Annotated in this window: 20 protein-coding genes; all 20 read left to right on the forward strand. The window is 59.3% G+C overall.

The window, feature by feature from the left end:
* Positions 1–147 precede the first annotated feature (147 nt).
* The 20 genes from tsf to eno all read left to right on the forward strand — a co-directional run bounded on the left by tsf (position 148) and on the right by eno (position 24,206).
* Positions 148–1,011 (forward strand): translation elongation factor Ts, encoded by an 864-nt coding sequence (gene tsf / locus C5F71_RS18895; protein WP_029297289.1) that lies wholly within the window; start codon positions 148–150, stop codon positions 1,009–1,011.
* Positions 1,012–1,222: 211 nt separating this feature from the next.
* Positions 1,223–1,966, forward strand: a complete 744-nt coding sequence (gene pyrH / locus C5F71_RS18900; RefSeq protein WP_003172271.1) for a UMP kinase — start codon at positions 1,223–1,225, stop codon at positions 1,964–1,966.
* On the forward strand, positions 1,963–2,520 hold the full coding sequence (gene frr, locus C5F71_RS18905) for a ribosome recycling factor (RefSeq protein WP_070995741.1): 558 nt from the start codon (positions 1,963–1,965) through the stop codon (positions 2,518–2,520). The genes pyrH and frr overlap by 4 nt, the downstream gene beginning before the upstream one ends.
* A 17-nt stretch (positions 2,521–2,537) precedes the next feature.
* Entirely contained in the window at positions 2,538–3,293 is a 756-nt protein-coding gene (gene uppS / locus C5F71_RS18910; protein ID WP_029297283.1) for a polyprenyl diphosphate synthase, read from the forward strand.
* Positions 3,293–4,099 carry a phosphatidate cytidylyltransferase gene (locus C5F71_RS18915; protein ID WP_104911718.1) on the forward strand — a complete coding sequence of 269 codons (807 nt, stop codon included), beginning with the start codon at positions 3,293–3,295 and terminating at the stop codon, positions 4,097–4,099. The genes uppS and C5F71_RS18915 overlap by 1 nt, the downstream gene beginning before the upstream one ends.
* Positions 4,096–5,286, forward strand: coding sequence for a 1-deoxy-D-xylulose-5-phosphate reductoisomerase (gene ispC, locus C5F71_RS18920; protein WP_104911719.1), 1,191 nt, complete (start codon positions 4,096–4,098; stop codon positions 5,284–5,286). Before C5F71_RS18915 ends, ispC begins: the two co-directional genes overlap by 4 nt.
* A gap of 35 nt (positions 5,287–5,321) precedes the next feature.
* On the forward strand, positions 5,322–6,674 hold the full coding sequence (rseP, locus tag C5F71_RS18925; protein ID WP_104911720.1) for an RIP metalloprotease RseP: 1,353 nt from the start codon (positions 5,322–5,324) through the stop codon (positions 6,672–6,674).
* 74 nt (positions 6,675–6,748) lie between these two features.
* Positions 6,749–9,136 carry an outer membrane protein assembly factor BamA gene (gene bamA / locus C5F71_RS18930; RefSeq protein WP_029297274.1) on the forward strand — a complete coding sequence of 796 codons (2,388 nt, stop codon included), beginning with the start codon at positions 6,749–6,751 and terminating at the stop codon, positions 9,134–9,136.
* 45 nt (positions 9,137–9,181) lie between these two features.
* Positions 9,182–9,685 carry an OmpH family outer membrane protein gene (locus C5F71_RS18935; protein ID WP_003219314.1) on the forward strand — a complete coding sequence of 168 codons (504 nt, stop codon included), beginning with the start codon at positions 9,182–9,184 and terminating at the stop codon, positions 9,683–9,685.
* Positions 9,686–9,688: 3 nt separating this feature from the next.
* Positions 9,689–10,744 carry a UDP-3-O-(3-hydroxymyristoyl)glucosamine N-acyltransferase gene (gene lpxD, locus C5F71_RS18940; protein WP_070995742.1) on the forward strand — a complete coding sequence of 352 codons (1,056 nt, stop codon included), beginning with the start codon at positions 9,689–9,691 and terminating at the stop codon, positions 10,742–10,744.
* Positions 10,745–10,854: 110 nt separating this feature from the next.
* The gene (fabZ, locus tag C5F71_RS18945; protein ID WP_029297270.1) at positions 10,855–11,295 is read left to right on the forward strand and encodes a 3-hydroxyacyl-ACP dehydratase FabZ; all 441 of its coding nucleotides are present in this window, start codon (positions 10,855–10,857) and stop codon (positions 11,293–11,295) included.
* The gene (lpxA, locus tag C5F71_RS18950) at positions 11,292–12,068 is read left to right on the forward strand and encodes an acyl-ACP--UDP-N-acetylglucosamine O-acyltransferase (protein WP_029297268.1); all 777 of its coding nucleotides are present in this window, start codon (positions 11,292–11,294) and stop codon (positions 12,066–12,068) included. The genes fabZ and lpxA overlap by 4 nt, the downstream gene beginning before the upstream one ends.
* Before the next feature lie 2 nt (positions 12,069–12,070).
* Entirely contained in the window at positions 12,071–13,210 is a 1,140-nt protein-coding gene (lpxB, locus tag C5F71_RS18955) for a lipid-A-disaccharide synthase (protein ID WP_029297266.1), read from the forward strand.
* The gene (gene rnhB, locus C5F71_RS18960; RefSeq protein WP_029297264.1) at positions 13,207–13,839 is read left to right on the forward strand and encodes a ribonuclease HII; all 633 of its coding nucleotides are present in this window, start codon (positions 13,207–13,209) and stop codon (positions 13,837–13,839) included. The genes lpxB and rnhB overlap by 4 nt, the downstream gene beginning before the upstream one ends.
* Before the next feature lie 77 nt (positions 13,840–13,916).
* Positions 13,917–17,438 (forward strand): DNA polymerase III subunit alpha, encoded by a 3,522-nt coding sequence (gene dnaE / locus C5F71_RS18965; RefSeq protein WP_029297262.1) that lies wholly within the window; start codon positions 13,917–13,919, stop codon positions 17,436–17,438.
* A 139-nt stretch (positions 17,439–17,577) separates the two neighbouring features.
* Positions 17,578–18,525: an acetyl-CoA carboxylase carboxyltransferase subunit alpha gene (locus tag C5F71_RS18970; protein ID WP_029297260.1), complete on the forward strand. Its 948-nt coding sequence runs from the start codon at positions 17,578–17,580 to the stop codon at positions 18,523–18,525.
* A gap of 159 nt (positions 18,526–18,684) precedes the next feature.
* Complete coding sequence (gene tilS, locus C5F71_RS18975) at positions 18,685–20,004, forward strand: tRNA lysidine(34) synthetase TilS (protein WP_104911721.1); 1,320 nt, start codon at positions 18,685–18,687, stop codon at positions 20,002–20,004.
* Between the two features lie 273 nt (positions 20,005–20,277).
* Positions 20,278–21,909, forward strand: a complete 1,632-nt coding sequence (locus tag C5F71_RS18980; protein ID WP_029297256.1) for a CTP synthase — start codon at positions 20,278–20,280, stop codon at positions 21,907–21,909.
* Between the two features lie 5 nt (positions 21,910–21,914).
* Entirely contained in the window at positions 21,915–22,760 is an 846-nt protein-coding gene (gene kdsA, locus C5F71_RS18985; RefSeq protein WP_010212442.1) for a 3-deoxy-8-phosphooctulonate synthase, read from the forward strand.
* 156 nt (positions 22,761–22,916) lie between these two features.
* Positions 22,917–24,206 (forward strand): phosphopyruvate hydratase, encoded by a 1,290-nt coding sequence (gene eno / locus C5F71_RS18990; RefSeq protein WP_029297253.1) that lies wholly within the window; start codon positions 22,917–22,919, stop codon positions 24,204–24,206.
* Positions 24,207–24,300 lie beyond the last annotated feature (94 nt).

The raw sequence follows: 24,300 nt of genomic DNA on the forward strand, positions 1-24,300 counted from the left end.
CCTTTTTGCCACCTCGAAAACCATTTGTGAGCGGCACAGCTACAGCATCTGTAACGTGCAGCGGTTAACAAGGGTGGTTCGGGAAGAATTGAACGCCCGTACAAGTCGGGTGGAATGGTTGAAAACCTATCCAAGAGGAATTTGAAAATGGCAGCAATTACTGCAGCGTTGGTTAAAGAACTGCGTGAGCGTACTGGCGAAGGCATGATGGATTGCAAGAAAGCCCTGGAAAAGGCTGACGGCGACATCGAAAAAGCCATTGATGACATGCGTGCTTCGGGCGCGATCAAGGCTGCCAAGAAAGCAGGCAACGTAGCTGCTGAAGGCGCTATCGCTTTGAAAGAAGACGGCAAGTCCGCCGTTCTGCTGGAAGTGAACTCGCAGACCGACTTCCTGGCTCTGCAGGACGACTTCAAGGCATTTGTTGCTGCTAGCGTTGAAAAAGCGTTCGCCGACAAACTGACTGACGTCGCTCCGCTGATCGCCGCTCAAGAAGCCGATCGCCTGGTACTGGTCGGCAAGGTTGGCGAAAACGTCAACATCCGTCGCCTGGTACGTGTTGAAGGTGATGTTGTTGGTGGTTACCTGCACGGTAACAAGATCGGTGTTGCAGTTGTCCTCAAGGGCGGCAACGTTGAGCTGGCCAAAGACATCGCTATGCACGTAGCGGCCAGCAACCCTGAGTTCCTGCTGCCTTCGGAAGTTTCTGCCGAAGCGATCGAGCGTGAAAAAGCTGTGTTCCTGCAGCTGAACGAAGAAAAAATCAAAGGCAAGCCAGAAAACATTGTTGAGAACATGGTCAAAGGCCGTATCAGCAAGTTCCTGGCCGAAGCAAGCCTGGTTGAGCAGGCGTTCGTCAAGAACCCTGAAATCAAGGTTGGCGAACTGGCCAAGAAAGCCGGTGCTGAAATCGTTTCCTTCACCTACTTCAAAGTAGGCGACGGTATCGAGAAGCCGGTCGACAACTTCGCTGAAGAAGTTGCTGCCCAGCTGGCTGCCGCCAAGCAATAAGACAGTTTTCAACTGTCGCCCAAGAGAGGCTGCCCGCTCACGCGCGCAGCCTCTTTTCAAATGGGATGCTCAATTTTATTTGGCTTCCCTTTGGAACTGGCTTACAAAGCCGTGTTCCGATGGCGCTGTGACAGCGTCCAGCTAGAGTGAACGCAAGCCGTAAACGGCTCGCCAAGAATTTTTTAAAAATACGCCGCAGGAGAGATTCGCAATGGCTCAGCAGGGCAGTGGTTATCAGGCTCGCTATAAACGCATTCTACTCAAGCTTAGCGGCGAGGCCCTGATGGGCTCGGAAGAGTTCGGGATCGATCCCAAAGTGCTTGACCGCATGGCATTGGAAGTCGGCCAACTGGTCGGCATCGGTGTCCAGGTTGGCCTGGTGATTGGTGGTGGCAACCTGTTCCGTGGTGCAGCGCTCAGTGCGGCTGGCATGGATCGGGTCACTGGCGACCACATGGGCATGCTGGCCACTGTGATGAACGCCCTGGCCATGCGTGATGCCCTGGAGCGTGCCAATATCTCGGCCATTGTGATGTCGGCCATCTCGATGGTTGGCGTGACCGATCATTACGACCGTCGCAAAGCCATGCGTCACCTGAACGCCAAAGAGGTGGTGATCTTTGCCGCCGGTACCGGCAACCCGTTCTTCACCACCGACTCGGCGGCCTGCCTGCGCGCCATCGAAATCGATGCTGACGTGGTGCTCAAGGCCACCAAGGTTGACGGTGTCTACACTGCCGACCCATTCAAAGACCCGCATGCCGAGAAGTTCGATCATCTGACTTATGATGAAGTACTGGATCGCAAGCTGGGTGTTATGGATCTGACGGCAATCTGCCTGTGCCGCGACCACAAGATGCCGCTGCGCGTATTTAACATGAACAAGCCCGGCGCCCTGCTGAATATCGTACACGGCGGCGCAGAAGGGACTCTGATCGAGGAAGGCCAACAATGATCAACGAAATCAAGAAAGACGCCCAGGCGCGTATGCACAAATCCCTGGAATCTCTGAGCCATGCATTCGGCCAGATTCGTACCGGCAAGGCCCACCCAAGCATCCTGGGCAGCGTGATGGTGCCTTACTACGGTTCCGACACTCCGCTGAGTGGCGTGGCCAACGTGACCGTGAAAGACTCGCGCACCCTGCAGGTCGTGGCTTTCGAGCGCAATATGCTCGCTGCCGTCGACAAGGCCATCCAGAGCGCCGGCCTGAACCTCAACCCGACCAACCTGGGCGAGCTGCTGCTGATCTCCATGCCTGCGCTGACCGAAGAAACCCGTAAGGGCTTCACCAAGCAGGCGCGTAGCGCAGCGGAAGATGCCCGTGTTGCCGTGCGTAACATTCGCCGTGACGCCTTGGGTGACCTGAAAAAGCTGGTCAAGGACAAGGAAATCAGCGAAGACGAAGAGCGTCGTGCAATCGCTGATATCGATAAGCTGACCAAGGAATCCGAGGCCCTGATCACCAAGGCCACGGAAGAGAAAGAAAAGGACCTGATGGCCGTATAAGGGGTCAGGACGCTTTCATGGAAAAGACCAAGCAGACTGTGCCCTCCGTGGTGCCGCGCCATGTCGCGATCATCATGGATGGGAATAATCGCTGGGCGAAAAAACGCTTTATGCCGGGTGTCGCCGGGCATAAAGCGGGTGTCGATGCGGTACGGGCCGTGATCGAGGTGTGTGCCGAGGCCAAGGTCGAGGTATTGACCTTGTTTGCCTTCTCCAGTGAAAACTGGCAACGGCCGGCCGACGAAGTCAGCGCCTTGATGGACCTGTTCTTCAAGGCCTTGCGTCGCGAGGCCAAGCGTCTCAACGACAACAACATCAGCCTGCGTATCATCGGCGACCGCTCGCGGTTCCACCCGGAGCTGCAGGCGGCCATGCGTGAAGCCGAGGCGATCACCGCCGGTAGCAATCGCTTCGTCCTGCAAATCGCTGCCAATTACGGCGGGCAATGGGATATCGCCCAGGCCGCACAGCGTCTGGCGCGTGAAGTGCAGGCCGGCCATCTGCGACCGGAAGACATCACGCCTGAGTTGTTGCAAACCTGCCTGGTGACGGGTGACCTGCCGTTACCGGATCTATGCATCCGTACCGGGGGTGAACACCGCATCAGCAATTTCCTGTTGTGGCAGTTGGCCTATACCGAGCTGTACTTCTCCGACCTGTTCTGGCCGGACTTCAAACACGATGCCATGCGTAATGCACTGGCCGATTTCGCTTCCCGTCAGCGTCGCTTCGGTAAAACGAGCGAGCAGATCGAAGCTGGAGCCCGGGTTTAATGCTTAAACAACGAATCATCACGGCACTGATCCTGCTGCCGATCGCCCTGTGCGGGTTTTTCCTGCTTGAAGGCGCAGGCTTTGCGCTGTTCATTGGCCTGGTCGTAACCCTGGGCGCCTGGGAATGGGCGCGCCTGGCAGGGTTTGCCGAGCAGTTGCCGCGGGTGGTGTATGCCGCCGTGGTCGCGTTGCTGCTGTTCCTGATGTACATCCTGCCGGATGTCGCACCCTGGGTGCTCGGGGCGGCGGTACTGTGGTGGGCGTTGGCAACATTCCTTGTATTGACCTACCCGCGCACCAGTGGCAAGTGGTCCAGTGTCGCCTGCAAGCTGGTGATCGGCCTGCTGATCCTGCTGCCGGCCTGGCAGGGCCTGATCTATATCAAGCATATGGCCTTGGGCAACTGGTTGATCATGGCGGTGATGGTGCTGGTCTGGGGCGCGGATATCGGTGCGTATTTCTCCGGCCGTGCCTTTGGCAAGCGCAAGCTGGCCCCGGCGGTCAGTCCCGGCAAGAGCTGGGAAGGGGTGTACGGCGGGCTGGCGTTGACGTTGTTGATTACCTTGGTGGTCGGCGTTGTGCGCGAGTGGGAAACCAAGCAAATTCTCGTGGCCCTTATCGGCGCGGCAGTGGTGGTACTGATCTCGGTGGTCGGCGACCTGACCGAAAGCATGTTCAAGCGCCAGGCTGGCATCAAGGACAGCAGTAATCTGCTGCCGGGCCATGGCGGCGTGCTGGACCGCATTGACAGCCTGACGGCGGCGATCCCGGTATTTGCCGTGCTGTTGTGGATGGCTGCTTCGTGAGCCGCCTACAGCAGGTGACAGTGCTGGGCGCAACCGGCTCGGTGGGCTTAAGCACCCTGGACGTGATTGCCCGTCACCCCGAGCGCTACCAGGTATTCGCCCTGACCGGCTTCAGCCGCTTGAGCGAGCTGCTGGCGCTGTGCGTGCGGTACGTGCCGCAGTTCGCAGTGGTACCGGATGCCGTTGCTGCCCGTGGCTTGCAGGACGACCTGCGTGCTGCCGGCCTGGGCACCCAGGTGTTGGTCGGCGAGGAGGGCTTGTGCCAGGTGTCCGCTGCGCCTGAAGTGGATACCGTGGTTGCCGCCATTGTCGGTGCCGCGGGCCTGCGGCCAACCCTGGCGGCGGTCGATGCTGGCAAGAAGATCCTGTTGGCCAATAAAGAGGCGCTGGTGATGTCCGGCGCGCTGTTTATGCAGGCGGTGCGCAAAAGTGGCGCCGTGCTGTTGCCGCTGGACAGCGAGCACAATGCGATTTTCCAGTGCATGCCGGGCGACTTTGCCCGCGGCCTGAGCCAGGTGGGTGTAAGGCGCATCCTGCTGACCGCGTCCGGTGGTCCGTTCCGCCAGACACCGTTGGCCGATCTGGAACACGTTTCTCCCGATCAGGCCTGCGCCCATCCCAACTGGTCGATGGGGCGCAAGATCTCGGTGGATTCGGCGAGCATGATGAATAAGGGCCTTGAGCTGATCGAAGCCTGCTGGCTGTTTGACGCCCGGGCCGAGCAGGTCGAGGTGGTGATTCATCCGCAAAGCGTGATTCACTCCCTGGTCGACTATGTGGATGGTTCGGTGCTGGCCCAGTTGGGCAACCCGGACATGCGTACGCCGATTGCCAATGCCCTGGCATGGCCCGAGCGCATCGACTCGGGTGTGGCACCCCTGGATCTGTTTGCCATTGCACGCCTGGATTTCGAAGCGCCGGATGATCAGCGTTTCCCTTGCCTGCGCCTGGCGCGTGAAGCGGCAGAGGCGGGCAACAGCGCTCCGGCGATGTTGAATGCGGCCAATGAGGTGGCGGTTGCCGCGTTTCTTGATCGGCGCATCCGCTTCCCACAGATCGCGAGTATCATCGAGGAAATTTTAAGTCTCGAGCCGGTGGTTGCCGTGAATGATTTGGGCGCCGTGTTCGAGGCCGATGCCAAGGCCCGGGTCTTGGCCGAGCAATGGTTGAAACGCCACGCAGGTTAGTCGGCAGGCGCGGGATTGGAATGCGGAGAAATTAGATGAGTGCGCTCTACATGATTGTCGGCACCCTGGTTGCTCTGGGTGTGCTGGTCACTTTTCACGAGTTTGGTCATTTTTGGGTGGCGCGGCGTTGTGGCGTCAAAGTCCTGCGTTTTTCCGTGGGTTTCGGCATGCCGCTGCTGCGCTGGCATGACCGGCGTGGCACCGAATTCGTGATTGCCGCAATTCCCTTGGGCGGCTACGTCAAGATGCTCGACGAGCGCGAAGGCGAAGTACCGGCCGATCAGTTGGATCAATCTTTCAATCGCAAGACCGTTCGTCAGCGTATCGCTATCGTGGCTGCCGGCCCGATCGCCAACTTCCTGCTGGCCATGGTGTTCTTCTGGGTCCTGGCAATGCTGGGCAGCCAGCAGGTGCGCCCGGTCATCGGTGCGGTGGAGGCGGGCAGTATTGCCGCCAAGGCTGGATTGAGCGCCGGCCAGGAAATCGTCGCCATTGATGGTGAGCCGACCACGGGTTGGGGTGCGGTCAATCTGCAATTGGTCCGGCGCCTGGGTGAAAGTGGCACGGTGCAGTTGGTGGTGCGCGAACAGGACTCGACAGCCGAGACGCCGCGCGAGCTGGTGTTGGACAAGTGGCTCAAGGGCGCCGACGAGCCTGATCCGATCAAGTCCCTGGGCATTCGTCCGTGGCGCCCGGCACTGCCGCCGGTATTGGCAGAACTCGATCCCAAGGGCCCGGCCCAGGCTGCCCGCCTGAAGACCGGTGACCGCTTGCTGGCCCTCGACGGCCAGGCACTGGGTGACTGGCAGCAAGTGGTCGATCTGGTTCGTGTACGTCCTGATACGAAAATTGTGCTGAAAGTCGAGCGCGACGGTGCTCAAATCGACGTCCCTGTCACCCTCGCGGTGCGCGGGGAGGCCAAAGCAGCCGGCGGGTATCTGGGGGCCGGGGTCAAAGGTGTCGAATGGCCGCCATCGATGGTGAGAGAGGTCAGTTTCGGGCCATTGGCGGCAATTGGCGAGGGTGCGCGACGCACTTGGACCATGAGCGTACTGACCCTCGATTCGCTGAAGAAAATGTTGTTCGGCGAGCTCTCGGTAAAAAACTTGAGTGGACCGATAACCATTGCTAAAGTGGCGGGCGCTTCTGCCCAGTCGGGTGTTGCTGATTTCCTGAATTTCCTGGCTTATCTGAGTATTAGCCTTGGGGTTCTGAATTTGTTGCCCATTCCAGTATTGGATGGGGGGCATCTGTTGTTTTATCTCGTCGAGTGGGTGCGTGGTCGCCCCTTGTCGGATCGGGTGCAGGGTTGGGGGATACAGATCGGTATCAGTTTGGTGGTCGGGGTGATGTTGTTAGCTCTGGTCAACGATCTGGGACGTCTGTAACGCTTCGCTGAATTGCGAATCTGCCGCATTTTGCGGCAGTTTGTTTATTGCCAGTTGGAATAAGAAAGGACTTCATGAAACGTCTGCTGCTAACTGCGGTTCTCACCGTATTGATGATCGCCGAAGTTCACGCCGAGTCCTTCACCATCTCCGATATTCGCGTCAACGGCCTCCAGCGGGTTTCCGCGGGTAGCGTGTTTGGCGCCTTGCCGTTGAACGTTGGGGAACAGGCTGACGACCGTCGCCTGGTGGAATCCACTCGTGCGCTGTTCAAAACCGGCTTCTTTCAAGATATCCAACTGGGTCGTGAAGGCAACGTCCTGGTCATCACTGTCGTCGAGCGACCTTCTGTCGCCAGTATCGAGATCGAAGGCAACAAGGCGATCTCTACTGAAGACTTGATGAAAGGTCTCAAGCAATCCGGCCTGGCCGAAGGCGAGATCTTCCAGCGAGCCACCCTCGAAGGCGTGCGTAACGAACTGCAGCGTCAGTACGTGGCCCAGGGCCGCTACTCCGCCTCCGTGGAAACCGAAGTGGTGCCGCAGCCGCGCAACCGTGTCGGCCTGAAGGTCAACATCAACGAAGGCACCGTGGCGGCGATCCAGCACATCAACGTGGTGGGCAACACCAAGTTCGCTGACGAAGACCTGATCGACCTGTTCGAACTCAAGACCACCAACTGGCTGTCGTTCTTCAAGAACGACGACAAGTACGCCCGTGAAAAGCTTTCCGGCGACCTGGAGCGTCTGCGCTCTTACTACCTGGACCGCGGCTATATCAACATGGATATCGCTTCGACCCAGGTGTCCATCACCCCGGACAAGAAGCACGTGTACATCACGGTCAACGTCAACGAAGGCGAGAAGTATCGCGTTCGTGACGTGAAGCTCAGCGGCGACCTGAAAGTGCCTGAAGACCAGGTCAAGTCCCTGCTGCTGGTCCAGAAGGACCAGGTGTTCTCGCGCAAGCTGATGACCACCACTTCCGAATTGATCACCCGTCGCCTGGGTAACGAAGGCTATACCTTCGCCAACGTCAACGGCGTGCCGACCCCACATGATGATGACCACACCGTGGACATCACCTTTGTCGTCGATCCAGGCAAGCGTGCCTACGTCAACCGCATCAACTTCCGTGGCAACACCAAGTCCGAGGACGAAGTGCTGCGTCGCGAAATGCGCCAGATGGAAGGTGGCTGGGCTTCGACCTACCTGATCGACCAGTCCAAGACCCGTCTTGAGCGCCTGGGCTTCTTCAAGGAAGTCAACGTCGAGACCCCGGCCGTACCGGGTGTGGATGACCAGGTCGACGTGAACTACGCCGTCGAAGAGCAAGCATCCGGCTCGATCACCGCCAGTGTCGGCTTTGCACAGAGTGCCGGCCTGATCCTCGGTGGCTCGATCACCCAGAACAACTTCCTGGGTACCGGTAACAAGGTTTCCATTGGCCTGACTCGCAGTGAATACCAGAGCCGCTACAACTTCGGTTATGTGGACCCCTACTGGACTGCTGACGGTGTGAGCCTGGGCTACAACGCCTTCTACCGCACCACCGACTACAAAGACCTCGACGTCGACGTTGCAAGCTATGCGATCGACAGCCTGGGTGCCGGTGTCAACGTGGGCTACCCGATCAGTGAGACCTCGCGTCTGACCTTCGGCCTGACCGCGCAGCAGGATGAGATCAAGACCGGTGTCTACACCGTGGACGAGATCTTCGACTTTACCCGCCGCGAAGGTGACAAGTTCCTCAACTTCAAGGCCTCGGCCGGTTGGTCCGAGTCCACCCTGAACAAAGGCGTGCTGGCCACCCGTGGTCACTCCCAGAGCTTGACCCTGGAAGCCACCACCCCAGGTAGCGACCTGTCGTTCTTCAAACTCGACTACCGTGGTCAGTTGTTCACGCCGTTGAGCGATAACTACACCATGCGCCTGCACACTGAATTGGGCTATGGTGATGGCTACGGCTCGACCGATGGCCTGCCGTTCTACGAGAACTACTACGCCGGTGGCTTCAACTCCGTACGTGGCTTTAAGGACAGCACCCTGGGTCCTCGTGGTACGCCGAGCCGTGGTGTTGCCGAAACCGGTAACGTCGGCACTGTGCGTGACTCGGACAATGACCCGCTGCCGTTCGGTGGTAACGTGTTGATTCAAGGTGGTGCGGAAATTCTCTTCCCGCTGCCGTTCGTCAAGGACCAGCGCTCCCTGCGGACCTCGGTCTTCTGGGATGTGGGTAACGTATTCGACTCCAAGTGCGAGCAGATCCGTAACCCGAGTGGCTTGAAGTCCAACACCCAGTGCAACGACGTCAGCCTGAGCAATCTGGCCAGCTCCGTGGGTGTAGGTGTGACCTGGATTACTGCCCTGGGTCCATTGAGCTTCGCCTTGGCGATGCCAATCAAGAAACCGGATAACGCTGAAACCCAGATTTTCCAATTTTCCCTCGGCCAGACGTTCTAAGCGTCCGACCCAAGATAACGACAACGGATTCTGTAGGAGTGCATCGTGCGTAAGTTGACTCAATTGGTTCTTCTGGCAACCGTGCTGGTCGCAACCCCGGCGTTTGCCGAAATGAAAATCGCCGTCCTGAACTATCAGATGGCCCTGCTGGAATCCGATGCGGCCAAGAAGTACGCCGTGGATGCCGAGAAAAAATTCGGTCCGCAACTGACCAAACTCAAGACCCTGGAAAGCAGTGCCAAGGGCATCCAGGATCGCCTGGTCGCCGGCGGTGACAAAATGCAGCAAGGCGAGCGCGAGCGTCTGGAGCTTGAGTTCAAGCAAAAGGCCCGTGACTATCAGTTCCAGTCCAAGGAACTGAACGAGGCCAAGGCTGTTGCTGACCGTGAAATGCTCAAGCAACTGAAGCCAAAACTCGACAGCGCTGTGGAAGAAGTCATCAAGAAAGGTGCCTTTGACCTGGTCTTCGAGCGTGGCGCCGTGATCGACGTCAAGCCTCAATACGACATCACCCGCCAGGTGATCGAGCGCATGAACCAGCTGAAGTAAGCCATGACCGCGACTATCAAACTCGGCGAGTTGGCCGAGTTCCTGGGGGCCACCTTGCGTGGCTCCAAGGAGAAGGAAATCACTGGGCTAGCCACCTTGCAGGAGGCTGGCCCAGCTCAGTTGAGCTTCCTTGCAAATCCCCAATACCGTAAATACCTGGGCGACAGCCAGGCTGCAGCAGTATTGCTGAAGGCCGCTGACGCCGAGACGTTTGCCGGGGATGCGCTGGTGGTGCCCGACCCTTACGCTGCTTACGCGCGGGTTTCCCATCTGTTCGACCCCAAGCCCAAGGCCGCCCCAGGCATTCATCCGTCTGCGGTGATCGCCGACGACGCACAGGTTGATCCTGCGGCGAGCATTGGTGCTTTCGCGGTGATCGAGAGCGGTGCGCGCATTGGTGCAGGCGTGACGGTCGGTGCCCATTGCTTTATCGGTGCCCGCAGCGAAATCGCCGCAGGTGGCTGGCTCGCACCACGCGTGACCCTGTACCACGATGTGCGTATCGGGCAGCGGGTGGTGATTCAGTCGGGTGCCGTGATCGGTGGCGAGGGCTTCGGCTTCGCCAACGAGAAAGGCATCTGGCAGAAGATTGCCCAGGTCGGCGGTGTGCTGATCGGTGATGATGTGGAGATTGGCGTCAACACTGCCGTTGATCGCGGGGCCCTGGCCGATACCGTGATTGGCAATGGTGTGAAGCTCGACAACCAGATCCAGATCGCCCACAACGTGCAGATTGGCGATCACACGGCCATGGCTGCGTGCGTCGGCATCTCCGGCAGCACCAAGATCGGTAAGCATTGCATGCTGGCCGGTGGTGTCGGTTTGGTGGGCCATATTGAAGTCTGCGACAACGTATTCATTACCGGCATGACCATGGTGACCCATTCGATTACCGAGCCTGGGGCCTATTCTTCCGGTACGGCGATGCAACCCGCGGCTGAGTGGCGCAAGAGCGCGGCCCGTTTAAGGCAGCTCGACGACATGGCGCGGCGCCTGAAACATCTGGAAAAGCGTGTTGGGGACGTGACCCCTGGCAGTAATGTTTCATCAGATGGCTGATACCATTTCCATATCAAGTGTGCACAGCAGCTAGACTGCCTTCTTGATTTGCTAGAGGGGCGTGCCTTAGTCCGCGCGCCCCCAATCTTTATTACAGGCTTCCCCCCGAAATGATGGACATCAACGAGATTCGCGAATACCTGCCTCACCGTTACCCGTTCCTGCTGGTGGACCGTGTAGTGGAGCTGAATGTTGAGGAAAAGCGCATTCGTGCCTACAAGAATGTCAGCATCAATGAACCATTTTTCAATGGTCACTTCCCCGCGCATCCAATCATGCCGGGCGTATTGATCATCGAGGCGATGGCGCAGGCCGCTGGCATCCTGGGTTTTAAAATGCTCGACCTGAAGCCTGCCGATGGCACGCTTTACTATTTCGTGGGCTCCGACAAGCTGCGTTTCCGCAACCCGGTCACCCCAGGCGACCAGTTGATCCTGGAAGCCAAGTTCGTGAGCTGCAAGCGCCAGATCTGGAAATTCGAATGCCAGGCCTCCGTTGACGGCAAGCCTGTGTGCTCCGCCGAAATCATCTGTGCGGAACGCAAACTATGAGTTTGATTGACCCTCGCGCAATCATCGATCCGACGGCCGTGCTGGCCGCCGACGTTGAGGTCGGCCCTTGGTCGATCATCGGCGCAGGTGTGGAAATCGGCGAGGGGACAGTCATCGGGCCACACGTGATCCTCAAGGGTCCGACCCGCATTGGCAAACACAACCGCATCTACCAGTTTTCCTCGGTAGGCGAAGACACGCCGGACATGAAGTACAAGGGTGAAGAAACCCGCCTGGTAATCGGTGATCACAACATCATTCGTGAAGGCGTGACCATTCATCGTGGCACTGTGCAGGACCGGGCAGAAACCACCCTGGGCGATCACAACCTGGTGATGGCCTACGCGCACATCGGCCACGACAGCGTGATTGGCAACCACTGCATCCTGGTCAATAACACCGCGCTGGCCGGCCATGTACATGTTGACGACTGGGCGATCCTGTCCGGTTTCACCCTGGTGCATCAGTACTGCCATATCGGCGCTCACAGCTTTTCCGGCATGGGTACTGCTATTGGCAAGGATGTCCCGGCGTTCGTCACGGTATTTGGCAACCCAGCCGAAGCCCGCAGCATGAACTTCGAAGGCATGCGCCGACGCGGTTTCAGCGAAGAAGCGATCCACGCCCTGCGTCGCGCCTATAAGGTGGTCTATCGCCAGGGGCTGACGGTTGACCAGGCCCTGGGCGAGTTGGCCGAGCCGGCGGCGCTGTTTCCCGAAGTTGCCATCTTCCGTGATTCGATCCAGGCATCGACTCGCGGCATCACCCGCTGATCATGGCCACGCTGCGTATTGCATTGGTGGCCGGAGAAGCTTCCGGCGATATCCTGGGCGCGGGCCTGATGCGCGCTATCAAGGCGCAGCATCCGGCGGTGGAATTCATCGGGGTCGGTGGCCCATTGATGCAGGCTGAAGGCCTGACTTCCTACTTTCCCATGGAGCGGTTGTCGGTCATGGGGTTGGTGGAAGTATTGGGGCGCCTGCGCGAGCTACTGGCTCGGCGCAAACTGCTGATCCAGACCCTGATTGCAGAAAAACCGGACGTCTTTATCGGTATCGACGCCCCGGACTTCACCCTCAATATCGAACTCAAACTGCGTCAGGCCGGAATCAAGACCGTCCATTACGTCAGCCCCTCCGTGTGGGCATGGCGGCAGAAGCGTGTCTTGAAAATCCGCGAAGGCTGCGACCTGATGCTGACCCTGTTGCCTTTCGAGGCGCGATTCTACGAAGAGCAGGGCGTGCCGGTAAGGTTTGTCGGCCATACCCTGGCCGATACCATCCCGCTGCAGGCTGACCGTGCCGCCGCCCGCGCCGAATTGGGGCTGGCCGACGGGCCGTTGGTGGCGTTGATGCCTGGCAGTCGTGGCGGTGAAGTCGGGCGCCTGGGCGCATTGTTTTTCGATGCAGCCGAGCGCTTGCTGGCCTTGAAGCCGGGTGTGCGGTTTGTGCTGCCGTGCGCCAGCCCGCAGCGGCGCGCACAGATCGAAGCCTTGCTGGTGGGGCGCGACCTGCCGTTGACGCTGCTCGACGGCGGTTCGCACCTGGCCCTGGCCGCGTGTGATGCAGTGTTGATCGCTTCCGGTACGGCCACGCTGGAAGCGTTGCTCTACAAGCGCCCAATGGTCGTTGCCTATCGATTGGCACCGCTGACCTACTGGATTCTCAAGCGCATGGTCAAAAGTCCCTACATCTCCTTGCCCAACTTGCTTGCCCAGCGTTTGTTGGTACCGGAGTTGCTGCAGGACGCTGCGACGCCCGAAGCATTGGCCCAGACCATTGCGCCGTTGATCGACGGCGGCGAAGAGCAGACCCGTGGGTTTGACGAAATTCACCGTACCTTGCGCCGTGATGCGTCGAACCAGGCAGCAGATGCTGTATTGACGTTGATCGGCCGCCAGCAGGAAACCCTATGAAGACGCAAATGGGCCTGGATTTCAGCCTGGTCGCTCAAACACACGAATTGGTCGCCGGTGTCGATGAAGTAGGGCGCGGCCCGCTGTGTGGCGCGGTGGTGACTGCGGCGGTGATTCTTGACCCGAGTCGCCCGATTCTCGGCCTCAACGATTCGAAGAAGCTCACCGAAGCCCGTCGTGAAAAGCTTTTTGACGAAATTTGCGAAAAGGCCCTTAGTTGGCATATCGCCAGGGCTGAGGTCGAGGAAATCGACGAGCTGAATATTCTCCATGCCACGATGCTGGCCATGCAACGCGCCGTCGAGGGCCTGCACATCACCCCGAAGCTGGCGATGATCGACGGTAATCGCTGCCCGAAGTTGGCGATGCCCGCCGAAGCAGTGGTCAAGGGGGATAGCAAGGTTCCGGCGATTGCCGCCGCATCGATCCTGGCCAAGGTCAGTCGCGACCGTGAAATGGCGGCGTTCGAGTTGATCTATCCGGGCTATGGCATCGGTGGCCACAAAGGCTACCCGACGCCCGTTCATCTGGAAGCCCTGGCGCGATTGGGCCCGACACCGATCCACCGCCGCTCGTTCGCCCCGGTCCGCCAGGCTTACGAGGTGCGCGAAAGCCTGGTCGAGATTTAGGCGCAGGCTGATGTTTTACTCAAGGCCCGGTACAATCCGGGCCTTGTTGTTTTCACACGTATCTAGACAGGATCACTATGCCGGCTTCATTCGTTCACCTGCGCCTGCACACTGAATACTCCCTGGTCGACGGCCTGGTACGGATCAAACCGCTGGTCAAAACCCTGGTGGGCATGAACATGCCTGCCGTTGCGGTCACTGACCAGAACAACATGTGTTCCCTGGTCAAGTTCTACAAGAATGCCATGGGCGCCGGGATCAAGCCGATCTGCGGCGCCGACTTGTGGCTGTCCAACAAAGACCCGGACAACGCCCTGAGCCGTATCAGCCTGTTGGCGATGAATGGCGTGGGCTATCGCAACCTGACTGAACTGATTTCCCGTGGTTTCATCGACGGCCAGCGCAATGGCTCGATCATCATCGAGCGCGAATGGGTCGCCGAGGCCAGCGAAGGCCTGATCATGCTATCGGCGGCTAAAGAGGGCGAGATCGGGATCGCCCTGCTCGGCGGTAATCCGCACGAGGCACAAGTGCTGGCGAGCGAGTGGATGCAGGTCTTCCCTGGTCGCTTCTATCTGGAAGTGCAGCGCACCAACCGCCCCAATGACGAAGAGCACTTGCATGCCGCCGTGGCCCTGGCCGAAAAGCTGGGTGCACCGCTGGTGGCTACCAACGATGTGCGCTTTATCAAGAAGGAAGACTTCGAGGCCCACGAAACCCGCGTGTGCATCGGTGAGGGGCGGGCGCTGGACGATCCGCGTCGCTCGAAAAACTACAGCGAAGAGCAATACCTCAAGAGTGCCGAGGAAATGGCCGAGCTGTTCAGTGACCTGCCCGAGGCGCTGGAAAACTCCGTCGAAATTGCCAAGCGCTGCAACATTGAAGTGAAGCTGGGCAAGCACTTCCTGCCCAACTTCCCGATTCCCGATGGCATGACCATCGATGAGTATTTCCGCAAGGTGTCCTTTGATGGCCTGGAAGAGCGTCTATCCGTTCTGCTGCCCAAAGACACGACTGAGGATTACGAAGCCAAGCGCCAGGTGTATGTCGACCGGCTGAATTTCGAGCTGGATATCATCATCCAGATGGGGTTCCCCGGTTACTTCCTGATCGTAATGGACTTTATCCAGTGGGCCAAAAGCAACGGCGTGCCGGTGGGGCCTGGCCGGGGGTCGGGTGCCGGGTCGCTGGTGGCCTATGTGCAGAAGATCACCGACCTCGATCCGCTGGAATATGACCTGCTGTTCGAACGGTTCCTGAACCCGGAACGGGTATCGATGCCCGACTTCGACGTCGACTTCTGCATGGATGGTCGCGACCGGGTTATCGAATATGTGGCCGAAAAATACGGTCGCAATGCGGTAAGCCAGATCATTACCTTCGGTTCCATGGCTGCCAAGGCGGTAATCCGCGACGTGGCGCGGGTGCAGGGCAAGTCCTACGGCCTGGCGGATCGTCTGTCGAAGATGATTCCTTTCGAAGTCGGCATGACCCTGGAAAAGGCCTACGAACAGGAAGAAATCCTGCGTGACTTCATCAAGGTCGATGAAGAAGCTGCCGAAATCTGGGACATGGCCCGCAAGCTTGAAGGCGTGGTGCGTAACGTCGGCAAGCACGCCGGTGGTGTGGTAATTGCGCCGACCAAGCTCACAGACTTTTCGCCGATCTATTGCGACGAAGAGGGCGGTGGCCTGGTAACCCAGTTCGACAAGGATGACGTCGAGGCGGCCGGCCTGGTGAAGTTCGACTTCCTCGGCCTGCGGACCCTGACGATCATCGATTGGGCGCTCAAGACCATCAACCGCGAGCGGGCCAAGGTCGATGAGGCACCGCTGGATATCGCCTTTATCCCGCTGGACGACAAGCCGACCTACGCCCTGCTGCAAAAGGCCGAGACCACCGCGGTGTTCCAGCTTGAGTCCCGCGGTATGAAGGAGCTGATCAAAAAGCTCAAGCCCGACTGCCTGGAAGACTTGATCGCACTGGTGGCCCTGTTCCGTCCGGGCCCGCTGCAATCGGGCATGGTTGACGACTTTATCAACCGTAAGCACGGGCGCGCCGAACTGGCCTACCCGCACTCCGATTACCAGTACGAGGGCCTCAAGCCAGTACTGGCACCGACCTACGGCATCATCCTGTATCAGGAACAGGTGATGCAGATCGCCCAGGTCATGGCCGGCTACACCCTCGGCGGTGCAGACATGCTGCGTCGCGCCATGGGTAAGAAAAAGCCCGAGGAAATGGCCAAGCAGCGCGGCGGTTTCATTGAAGGTTGCGCCACCAACAATATCGACGCTGACCTTGCCGGTAACATCTTTGACCTGGTAGAAAAGTTCGCCGGTTATGGCTTCAACAAATCCCACTCCGCCGCCTACGGCCTGGTGTCATACCAGACTGCCTGGCTGAAAGCCCACTACCCGGCGCCTTTCATGGCGGCGGTGCTTTCAGCGGATATGCACAACACCGACAAGGTCGTGACCTTGATCGAAGAAGTGCGGACCATGAAGCTGCGTCTCGACGCGCCGGACGTGAACGCCTCGGAGTTCAAGTTCACCGTGAACGACGAAGGCCGCATCATCTACGGCCTGGGCGCGATCAAAGGCGTGGGCGAGGGCCCGGTCGAGGCGATCACCGAGGCGCGCCAGGACGGTCCTTTCAAGGATCTGTTCGACTTCTGCGCTCGGGTCGACCTCAAGCGCATCAACAAACGTACCCTCGATGGCCTGATCCGCAGCGGTGCACTTGACCGCCTCGGGCCGTATTTCCATGACGAGCCGAAGGCCTACCAGGCCAATATCGACCGTAATCGCGCGGTACTGCTGACCGCCATGGAAGAAGCGATCAAGGCTGCCGAACAAACTGCCCGGACCCACGACAGCGGGCATGCCGACCTGTTCGGCGGGCTGTTCGTCGAAGAAGACGCCGATGTGTATGCCAACCACCGCAAGGCCAAGGAGCTGACCCTCAAGGAGCGGCTCAAGGGTGAAAAAGACACACTGGGCCTGTACCTCACCGGTCACCCGATTGATGAATATGAAGGCGAGATCCGCCGATTTGCCCGCCAGCGCATCATCGACCTGAAGCCGGCGCGCGATACCCAGACTGTCGCCGGGATGATCATTGCCTTGCGGGTGATGAAGAACAAAAAGGGCGACAAGATGGGTTTCATCACCCTCGACGACCGCTCCGGGCGTATCGAAGCGTCGCTGTTTGCCGACGCCTTCCACTCCGCGCAGTCGCTGTTGCAGACCGACGCGATGGTGGTGGTGGAAGGGGAGGTCAGCAACGATGACTTCTCCGGCGGCCTGCGCCTGCGGATCAAGCGGGTGATGAGCATGGAAGATGCCCGTACCAACCTGGCCGAAAGCCTGCGCCTGAAGGTCAAAACCGAGGCGCTCAAGGGCGATCAGCTACGCTGGCTGGGGGATCTGCTCAAGCGTCACCGTGGCGCATGCCCGGTGACCATGGAGTACACCGGCAACGACGCCAAGGCGATGTTGCAGTTCGGCGAGACGTGGCGAATTGACCCGGCTGATGGCTTGATTCAAGCATTGCGTGACCAGTTCGGGCGTGACAACGTCTTCCTCCAATACCGTTGACGGTCAGGGCTGCCCTTGTACCCCTGACCTCGACTCAACATTTAATCTCGACCTTGACGCGCCTCTCCCTTAAGGTAGGGCGCGAATAGACAACCGGCTGGCCAGGCACTCCCTGGCCGTCGACCCAAGACGGACGCTTATGAACCCGAATTTTCTTGATTTCGAACAGCCGATCGCTGACCTGCAAGCCAAGATCGAAGAGCTGCGCCTGGTCGGCAATGACAATTCGCTGAATATCGGCGATGAAATCTCCCGCCTGCAAGACAAGAGCAAGACGCTCACCGAAGACATCTTCGGCAAGCTGACCAGCTGGCAGATCGCGCGCCTGGCCCGCCACCCACGCCGTCCGTATACCCTGGACTACATCGATCACATCTTCACCGAGTTTGACGAGTTGCACGGCGACCGTCACTTCTCCGATGACGCGGCGATTGTCGGCGGTATTGCCCGCCTCGACGACCAGCCCGTGATGGTGATCGGTCACCAGAAAGGCCGCGAAGTGCGCGAGAAAGTGCGTCGCAACTTCGGCATGCCGCGTCCAGAAGGCTACCGCAAGGCTTGCCGCCTGATGGAGATGGCTGAACGCTTCAAGATGCCGATCCTGACCTTTATCGACACCCCGGGTGCCTACCCAGGCATCGACGCTGAAGAGCGCAACCAGAGCGAAGCGATTGCCTGGAACCTGCGGGTGATGGCACGCCTGAAAACCCCGATCATCGCGACCGTGATTGGTGAAGGCGGTTCCGGCGGTGCGTTGGCCATTGGCGTCTGCGACCAATTGAACATGCTGCAGTATTCCACCTACGCGGTGATCTCGCCGGAAGGTTGCGCCTCGATCCTGTGGAAAACCGCAGAAAAGGCTCCGGATGCTGCCGAAGCCATGGGTATTACCGCTGATCGCCTCAAAGGCCTGGGCATTGTCGACAAAGTAATCGCCGAGCCCCTGGGCGGCGCCCATCGCGACCCGGCTGCTGCGTCGGCCACCATCCGCGCTGAGCTCTGTGCGCAGTTGGACATGCTCAAGAAGTTCGATAACGAGGCGCTGCTGGCCCGTCGTTATGAGCGCCTGATGAGCTACGGTCTCTAAGCCACTGCGTTACCCATGTGGGAGCGGGCTTGCTCGCGATAGCAATGTGTCAGTGCCAGATTGGTTGACTGGTACACCGCTATCGCGGGCAAGCCCGCTCCCACATTTGCTTTGTATATGCTTGGTTAACGTATTCCAGTTTTGTGGCGGTAACGTGCGATGAAACCAACTCTAACCGCCAAACTTCTGCAAACCCTCGCCCCGTGGCGCAACGCCTCGGCCTGGCATATCGCTTTCTCCGGCGGGCTCGACTCTACGGTCCTGCTGCACCTTCTCGCCGATCTGGCAAAACACCAGTCCTTGCCGCCCCTGCAGGCGATTCACGTTCACCATGGCCTCCAGGCTGCGGCTGACGCGTGGCCCGCGCATTGTCAGGCGGTCTGTGATGGCGCAGGTGTGTCGCTGCGGATCATGCCAGTGCAAGTGCAGGCAGGTGCAAGCCTCGAGCGTGCGGCCCGTGATGCGCGCTACCAGGCGTTTGCCGAAGCGATCGCTCCAGGGGAATTGCTACTCACAGGCCAGCATCGTGACGATCAGGCCGAAACCCTGTTGTTCCGCCTGCTGCGGGGCGCCGGGGTGCGGGGCCTCACTGGCATGCCAGTACAGCGTCCCTTGGGCGAAGGCTGGCTGGCGCGGCCGCTGTTGGACGTGTCGCGGGCCGAGCTGGAAACCTACGCTCGCGAACAGCAACTGAGCTGGATCGAAGACCCGTCCAACGGTGACTCACGTTTCTCCCGCAATTATCTGCGTCATCAAGTGTTCCCGCAGCTCACTGCGCGCTGGCCCCAAGCGGTAAATACCCTGGCGCGGACCGCAGGGCATCTGGCGCAGGCCCAAGAGCTGCTTGATGAACTGGCGCAATTGGATGTGCAGGCCGCCCAGTTGCCATCGGCATTTCCCTGGCTGGCGTTGCCCTCGTTGGCGCTTGCGCCGTTGCGTGATCTTTCCGACGCCCGGCAGCGCAATGCCCTGCGTTACTGGCTGGCGCCCCTGACGCCCTTGCCCGACAGCGAGCACTGGGTCGGCTGGAATACCCTGCGTGATGCCAAGGCTGACGCACAGCCAGTGTGGCGTTTGGCCGACGGCCAATTGCACCGTTGCGACGATCGCATCTGGTGGGTGCCTGCCGCTTGGTCGGAATTTTCCGACACTGCGCTAAGCTGGCCACACCCGCAAAACCCACTACAGTTACCTGGCAACGGCCAGCTGTATTTCAGCGCAAATGCCCCTGAAGGCCCTTTGAGCATCGGCTACCGCCAGGGCGGTGAAGTCATGGAAGTGCCAGGTCGTGGCCGGCGTGACCTCAAGCGTTTGCTCAACGAAAGTGCGGTGCCGGGTTTTATCCGTGGCAGATTGCCGCTGCTGTACCAGGGCTCCCGGCTACTGGCTGTGGCCAACCTGGCGAGGGCCTCGACAGGGCAGGGGGATGACTGGCAATTACATTGGGCGCCACCAACCTGCGATCAAGGTTTGAGCTGATAGCGCCTTTCCGGTAGACTACGCTCCCTTCTTGATACAACTTCTGTGGATTCTCCTGAAACACAGTTGTTGCCGATTACCAAGCAGTCTTTGCTGGGCGATTCCAAAAAATGTGTAGCGATCAACGTACCGGTGTTCCATTGCTGGTCTGTCACAACGCGGCGGTTTTTTTGAAAGGTGCACTGTGATTAATGCAGGTGATCGGGGGCTTCGGCCTTCCTTCGCTTTCCCCGGCGGCTCCGACCGCTTTAACGCAGACTTCTAGGGTTTTTCATGACGCGCTACATATTCGTCACGGGCGGTGTTGTTTCTTCATTGGGGAAAGGCATTGCCTCCGCTTCGTTGGCGGCCATCCTGGAGGCGCGGGGACTTAAGGTCACCATGCTCAAGCTGGACCCGTACATCAACGTCGACCCGGGCACCATGAGCCCGTTCCAGCACGGTGAAGTGTTCGTCACCCATGACGGCGCCGAGACCGACCTGGACCTGGGCCACTACGAGCGGTTCATCCGCACGACCATGACCCAGAACAACAACTTCACCACTGGCCGTGTCTACGAGCACGTGCTGCGCAAAGAGCGCCGTGGTGACTACCTGGGTGCAACCATCCAGGTGATCCCGCACATCACCGACGAAATCAAGCGCCGCATCATCAAGGGTGCAGGCGATGCCGACGTGGCGATGGTCGAGATCGGTGGCACCGTGGGTGACATCGAATCCCAGCCGTTCCTCGAAGCCATCCGCCAATTGCGTTTCGAAGTCGGCGCCAAGCGCGCGATGCTGATGCACCTGACGCTGGTGCCATACATCGCCACTGCCGGCGAAACCAAAACCAAGCCAACCCAGCATTCGGTCAAGGAACTGCGTTCCATCGGCCTGCAGCCGGACGTGCTGGTGTGCCGCTCCGATCACCCGATCGACATTTCCTCGCGTCGCAAGATCGCCCAGTTCACCAACGTTGAAGAGCGTGCGGTGATTGCCCTGGAAGACGCCGACACCATCTACAAGATCCCGGGCATCCTGCATTCCCAAGGCCTGGATGATTTTGTGGTCGAGCGTTTCGGCCTGCAGTGCAACGGTGCGGACTTGTCCGAGTGGGAAGCGGTGGTTGACGCCAAGCTCAACCCTGAGCACGAAGTGACCATCGCCATGGTCGGCAAGTACATGGAACTGCTGGACGCGTACAAGTCGCTGATCGAAGCGATGAGCCACGCGGGTATCAGCAACCGGACCAAGGTCAACCTGCGCTACATCGATTCCGAAGATATCGAGAACCAGGGCACCGCCCTGCTCGAAGGTGTTGACGCTATCCTCGTACCAGGCGGTTTCGGCCTGCGTGGCGTGGAAGGCAAGATCACTGCCGTGCAGTACGCTCGCGAGAACAAGGTGCCGTACCTGGGTATCTGCCTGGGCATGCAAGTGGCCGTCATCGAGTTCGCCCGTAACGTGCTGGGCTGGAAAGACGCCAACTCCACCGAGTTCGATCACACCAGCGGCCACCCGGTCGTGGGCCTGATCACCGAGTGGGAAGATGCCACCGGCGCTGTCGAAACCCGCACCGAAACCTCCGACCTGGGCGGCACCATGCGTCTGGGCGCACAGGATTGCCTGCTGGAGTCCGGTTCGCTGGTGCACGACTGCTATGGCAAGGATGTGATTGTCGAGCGTCACCGTCATCGTTATGAGGTGAACAACAACCTGCTGCCGCAGATCAAGGAAGCCGGCCTGAAAATCTCCGGTCGCTCCGGTGATGGCAAGCTGGTGGAAGTGGTCGAAGCCCCGGATCATCCATGGTTCGTCGCTTGCCAGTTCCACCCTGAGTTCACGTCGACCCCGCGCGACGGTCACCCGTTGTTCAGCGGTTTCGTCAAGGCTGCACTGACGCAACATCAGAAGAAGGCGTAAACCTGATGGCCCAGAAGATCATTCGCGTAGGCGACATCGAGATTGCCAACGACAAGCCCATGGTGCTGTTTGGCGGCATGAACGTGCTGGAAAGCCGCGACATGGCGATGCAGGTCTGTGAAGAGTACGTAAAGGTTACCGAGAAACTGGGTATCCCTTATGTATTCAAGGCCAGCTTCGACAAGGCCAACCGTTCGTCCGTGACCTCCTATCGCGGCCCGGGCCTTGAAGAAGGCATGCGGATCTTCCAGGACATCAAGCAAGCCTTCGGCGTGCCGATCATCACCGACGTCCACGAGCCTGAGCAGGCGGCCGTGGTCGCCGAGGTGTGCGACATCATCCAGTTGCCGGCCTTCCTGTCGCGCCAGACCGACCTGGTGGTCGCGATGGCCAAGACCGGCGCTGTGATCAATATCAAGAAAGCCCAGTTCCTCGCGCCCCAGGAAATGAAACACATCCTGAACAAGTGCGTGGAAGCGGGTAACGACCAGTTGATCCTCTGCGAGCGTGGTTCGAGCTTCGGCTACAACAACCTCGTGGTGGACATGCTCGGTTTCGGCATCATGAAACAGTTCGAATACCCGGTATTCTTCGACGTGACCCACGCGCTGCAAATGCCCGGTGGTCGCGCAGATTCTGCCGGTGGGCGACGTGCCCAGGTGCTGGACCTGGCCAAGGCCGGTATCAGCCAGTCCCTGGCTGGCCTGTTCCTGGAAGCCCACCCGGACCCGGACAACGCCAAGTGCGACGGTCCTTGTGCCCTGCGCCTGGACAAGTTGGAGCCATTCCTGGCCCAGCTCAAGCAATTGGACGAACTGGTCAAGAGTTTTCCGACAGTAGAGACCGCGTAACCCGCGTTTCTCCGGTAAACTTTCCGCGCTTTATGCTCAGGTCCCAGGGCCTGGGCCTTGTCGCCTGCAAGCCTGCCCCGTTGTTCCACCCTTGCGGTCGGTCAAAAGATTTCCTTCAGCTGCGTCGTTTTCGTCAACTTTGGAGTGTTTACAACAATGGCAAAAATCGTCGACATCAAAGGTCGTGAAGTTCTCGACTCCCGTGGCAACCCCACCGTCGAAGCCGACGTGCTTCTCGATAACGGTATCATCGGCAGCGCCTGCGCGCCGTCCGGTGCTTCCACCGGTTCGCGCGAAGCGCTGGAACTGCGTGATGGCGACAAGAGCCGTTACCTGGGCAAGGGTGTCCTCAAGGCGGTAGCCAACATCAACGGTCCGATCCGCGACCTGTTGCTGGGCAAGGACCCGCTGGACCAGAAAGCTCTGGACCACGCGATGATCAAGCTCGACGGCACTGAAAACAAAGGCAGCCTCGGCGCCAATGCGATCCTCGCCGTATCCCTGGCAGCTGCCAAGGCCGCTGCACAGGATCAAGACCTGCCGCTGTACGCGCACATTGCCAACCTGAACGGCACTCCGGGCGTGTACTCCATGCCGGTGCCGATGATGAACATCATCAACGGTGGCGAACACGCGGACAACAACGTCGATATCCAGGAATTCATGGTGCAGCCAGTCGGCGCCAAGACCTTCTCCGAAGGCCTGCGCATGGGCACCGAGATCTTCCATCACCTCAAAGCTGTGCTGAAGGCCCGTGGCCTGAGCACTGCTGTGGGCGACGAAGGTGGTTTCGCACCGAACCTGGCGTCCAACGAAGATGCACTGAAAGTGATCTCCGAAGCGGTGGCCAACGCTGGCTACAAGCTGGGCACCGACGTGACCCTGGCCCTGGACTGCGCGGCCAGCGAGTTTTATGAAGATGGCAAGTACAACCTGTCTGGCGAAGGCCAGGTGTTCAACTCCGAAGGTTTCGCTGAATACCTGAAGGGCCTGACCCAACGCTACCCGATCATTTCGATCGAAGACGGCTTGGACGAGTCCGACTGGGACGGTTGGAAAATCCTCACCGACAAGATCGGCGAGAAGATCCAGCTGGTTGGCGACGACCTGTTCGTGACCAACACCAAGATCCTGAAAGAAGGCATCGACAAGAAGATCGCCAACTCGATCCTGATCAAGTTCAACCAGATCGGCACCCTGACCGAAACCCTGGAAGCTATCCAGATGGCCAAGGCCGCGGGCTACACCGCCGTGATCTCGCACCGCTCCGGCGAAACCGAAGACTCGACCATTGCCGACCTGGCCGTGGGTACCTCCGCGGGCCAGATCAAAACCGGTTCCCTGTGCCGTTCCGACCGCGTTTCCAAGTACAACCAACTGCTGCGTATCGAAGAGCAATTGGGCGGTAAAGCCAAATACAACGGTCGCGGTGAGTTTCGCGGCTGAGTAGTTGATGGTAAAAAGACAACGGATTGTGTCGGAAAACTCGCTGAAGAGTGAATTTGCGCACTAATCTGATGCCTATCAAGCACAAGCCTGG

It is taken from the genome of Pseudomonas sp. LG1D9 (assembly GCF_002949995.1).
Classification (GTDB): Bacteria; Pseudomonadota; Gammaproteobacteria; order Pseudomonadales; family Pseudomonadaceae; genus Aquipseudomonas; species Aquipseudomonas proteolytica.

What these genes read in the sequence shown, in the direction of transcription:
- rseP (WP_104911720.1), top strand. Translation starts at nt 5,322, where the DNA reads ATGAGTGCGCTCTACATGATTGTCGGCACCCTGGTTGCTCTGGGTGTG.
- lpxA (WP_029297268.1), top strand. Translation starts at nt 11,292, where the DNA reads ATGAGTTTGATTGACCCTCGCGCAATCATCGATCCGACGGCCGTGCTG.
- eno (WP_029297253.1), top strand. Translation starts at nt 22,917, where the DNA reads ATGGCAAAAATCGTCGACATCAAAGGTCGTGAAGTTCTCGACTCCCGT.
- frr (WP_070995741.1), top strand. Translation starts at nt 1,963, where the DNA reads ATGATCAACGAAATCAAGAAAGACGCCCAGGCGCGTATGCACAAATCC.
- pyrH (WP_003172271.1), top strand. Translation starts at nt 1,223, where the DNA reads ATGGCTCAGCAGGGCAGTGGTTATCAGGCTCGCTATAAACGCATTCTA.
- dnaE (WP_029297262.1), top strand. Translation starts at nt 13,917, where the DNA reads ATGCCGGCTTCATTCGTTCACCTGCGCCTGCACACTGAATACTCCCTG.
- uppS (WP_029297283.1), top strand. Translation starts at nt 2,538, where the DNA reads ATGGAAAAGACCAAGCAGACTGTGCCCTCCGTGGTGCCGCGCCATGTC.
- kdsA (WP_010212442.1), top strand. Translation starts at nt 21,915, where the DNA reads ATGGCCCAGAAGATCATTCGCGTAGGCGACATCGAGATTGCCAACGAC.
- bamA (WP_029297274.1), top strand. Translation starts at nt 6,749, where the DNA reads ATGAAACGTCTGCTGCTAACTGCGGTTCTCACCGTATTGATGATCGCC.
- lpxD (WP_070995742.1), top strand. Translation starts at nt 9,689, where the DNA reads ATGACCGCGACTATCAAACTCGGCGAGTTGGCCGAGTTCCTGGGGGCC.
- tsf (WP_029297289.1), top strand. Translation starts at nt 148, where the DNA reads ATGGCAGCAATTACTGCAGCGTTGGTTAAAGAACTGCGTGAGCGTACT.
- lpxB (WP_029297266.1), top strand. Translation starts at nt 12,071, where the DNA reads ATGGCCACGCTGCGTATTGCATTGGTGGCCGGAGAAGCTTCCGGCGAT.
- C5F71_RS18970 (WP_029297260.1), top strand. Translation starts at nt 17,578, where the DNA reads ATGAACCCGAATTTTCTTGATTTCGAACAGCCGATCGCTGACCTGCAA.
- rnhB (WP_029297264.1), top strand. Translation starts at nt 13,207, where the DNA reads ATGAAGACGCAAATGGGCCTGGATTTCAGCCTGGTCGCTCAAACACAC.
- fabZ (WP_029297270.1), top strand. Translation starts at nt 10,855, where the DNA reads ATGATGGACATCAACGAGATTCGCGAATACCTGCCTCACCGTTACCCG.
- C5F71_RS18915 (WP_104911718.1), top strand. Translation starts at nt 3,293, where the DNA reads ATGCTTAAACAACGAATCATCACGGCACTGATCCTGCTGCCGATCGCC.
- tilS (WP_104911721.1), top strand. Translation starts at nt 18,685, where the DNA reads ATGAAACCAACTCTAACCGCCAAACTTCTGCAAACCCTCGCCCCGTGG.
- C5F71_RS18980 (WP_029297256.1), top strand. Translation starts at nt 20,278, where the DNA reads ATGACGCGCTACATATTCGTCACGGGCGGTGTTGTTTCTTCATTGGGG.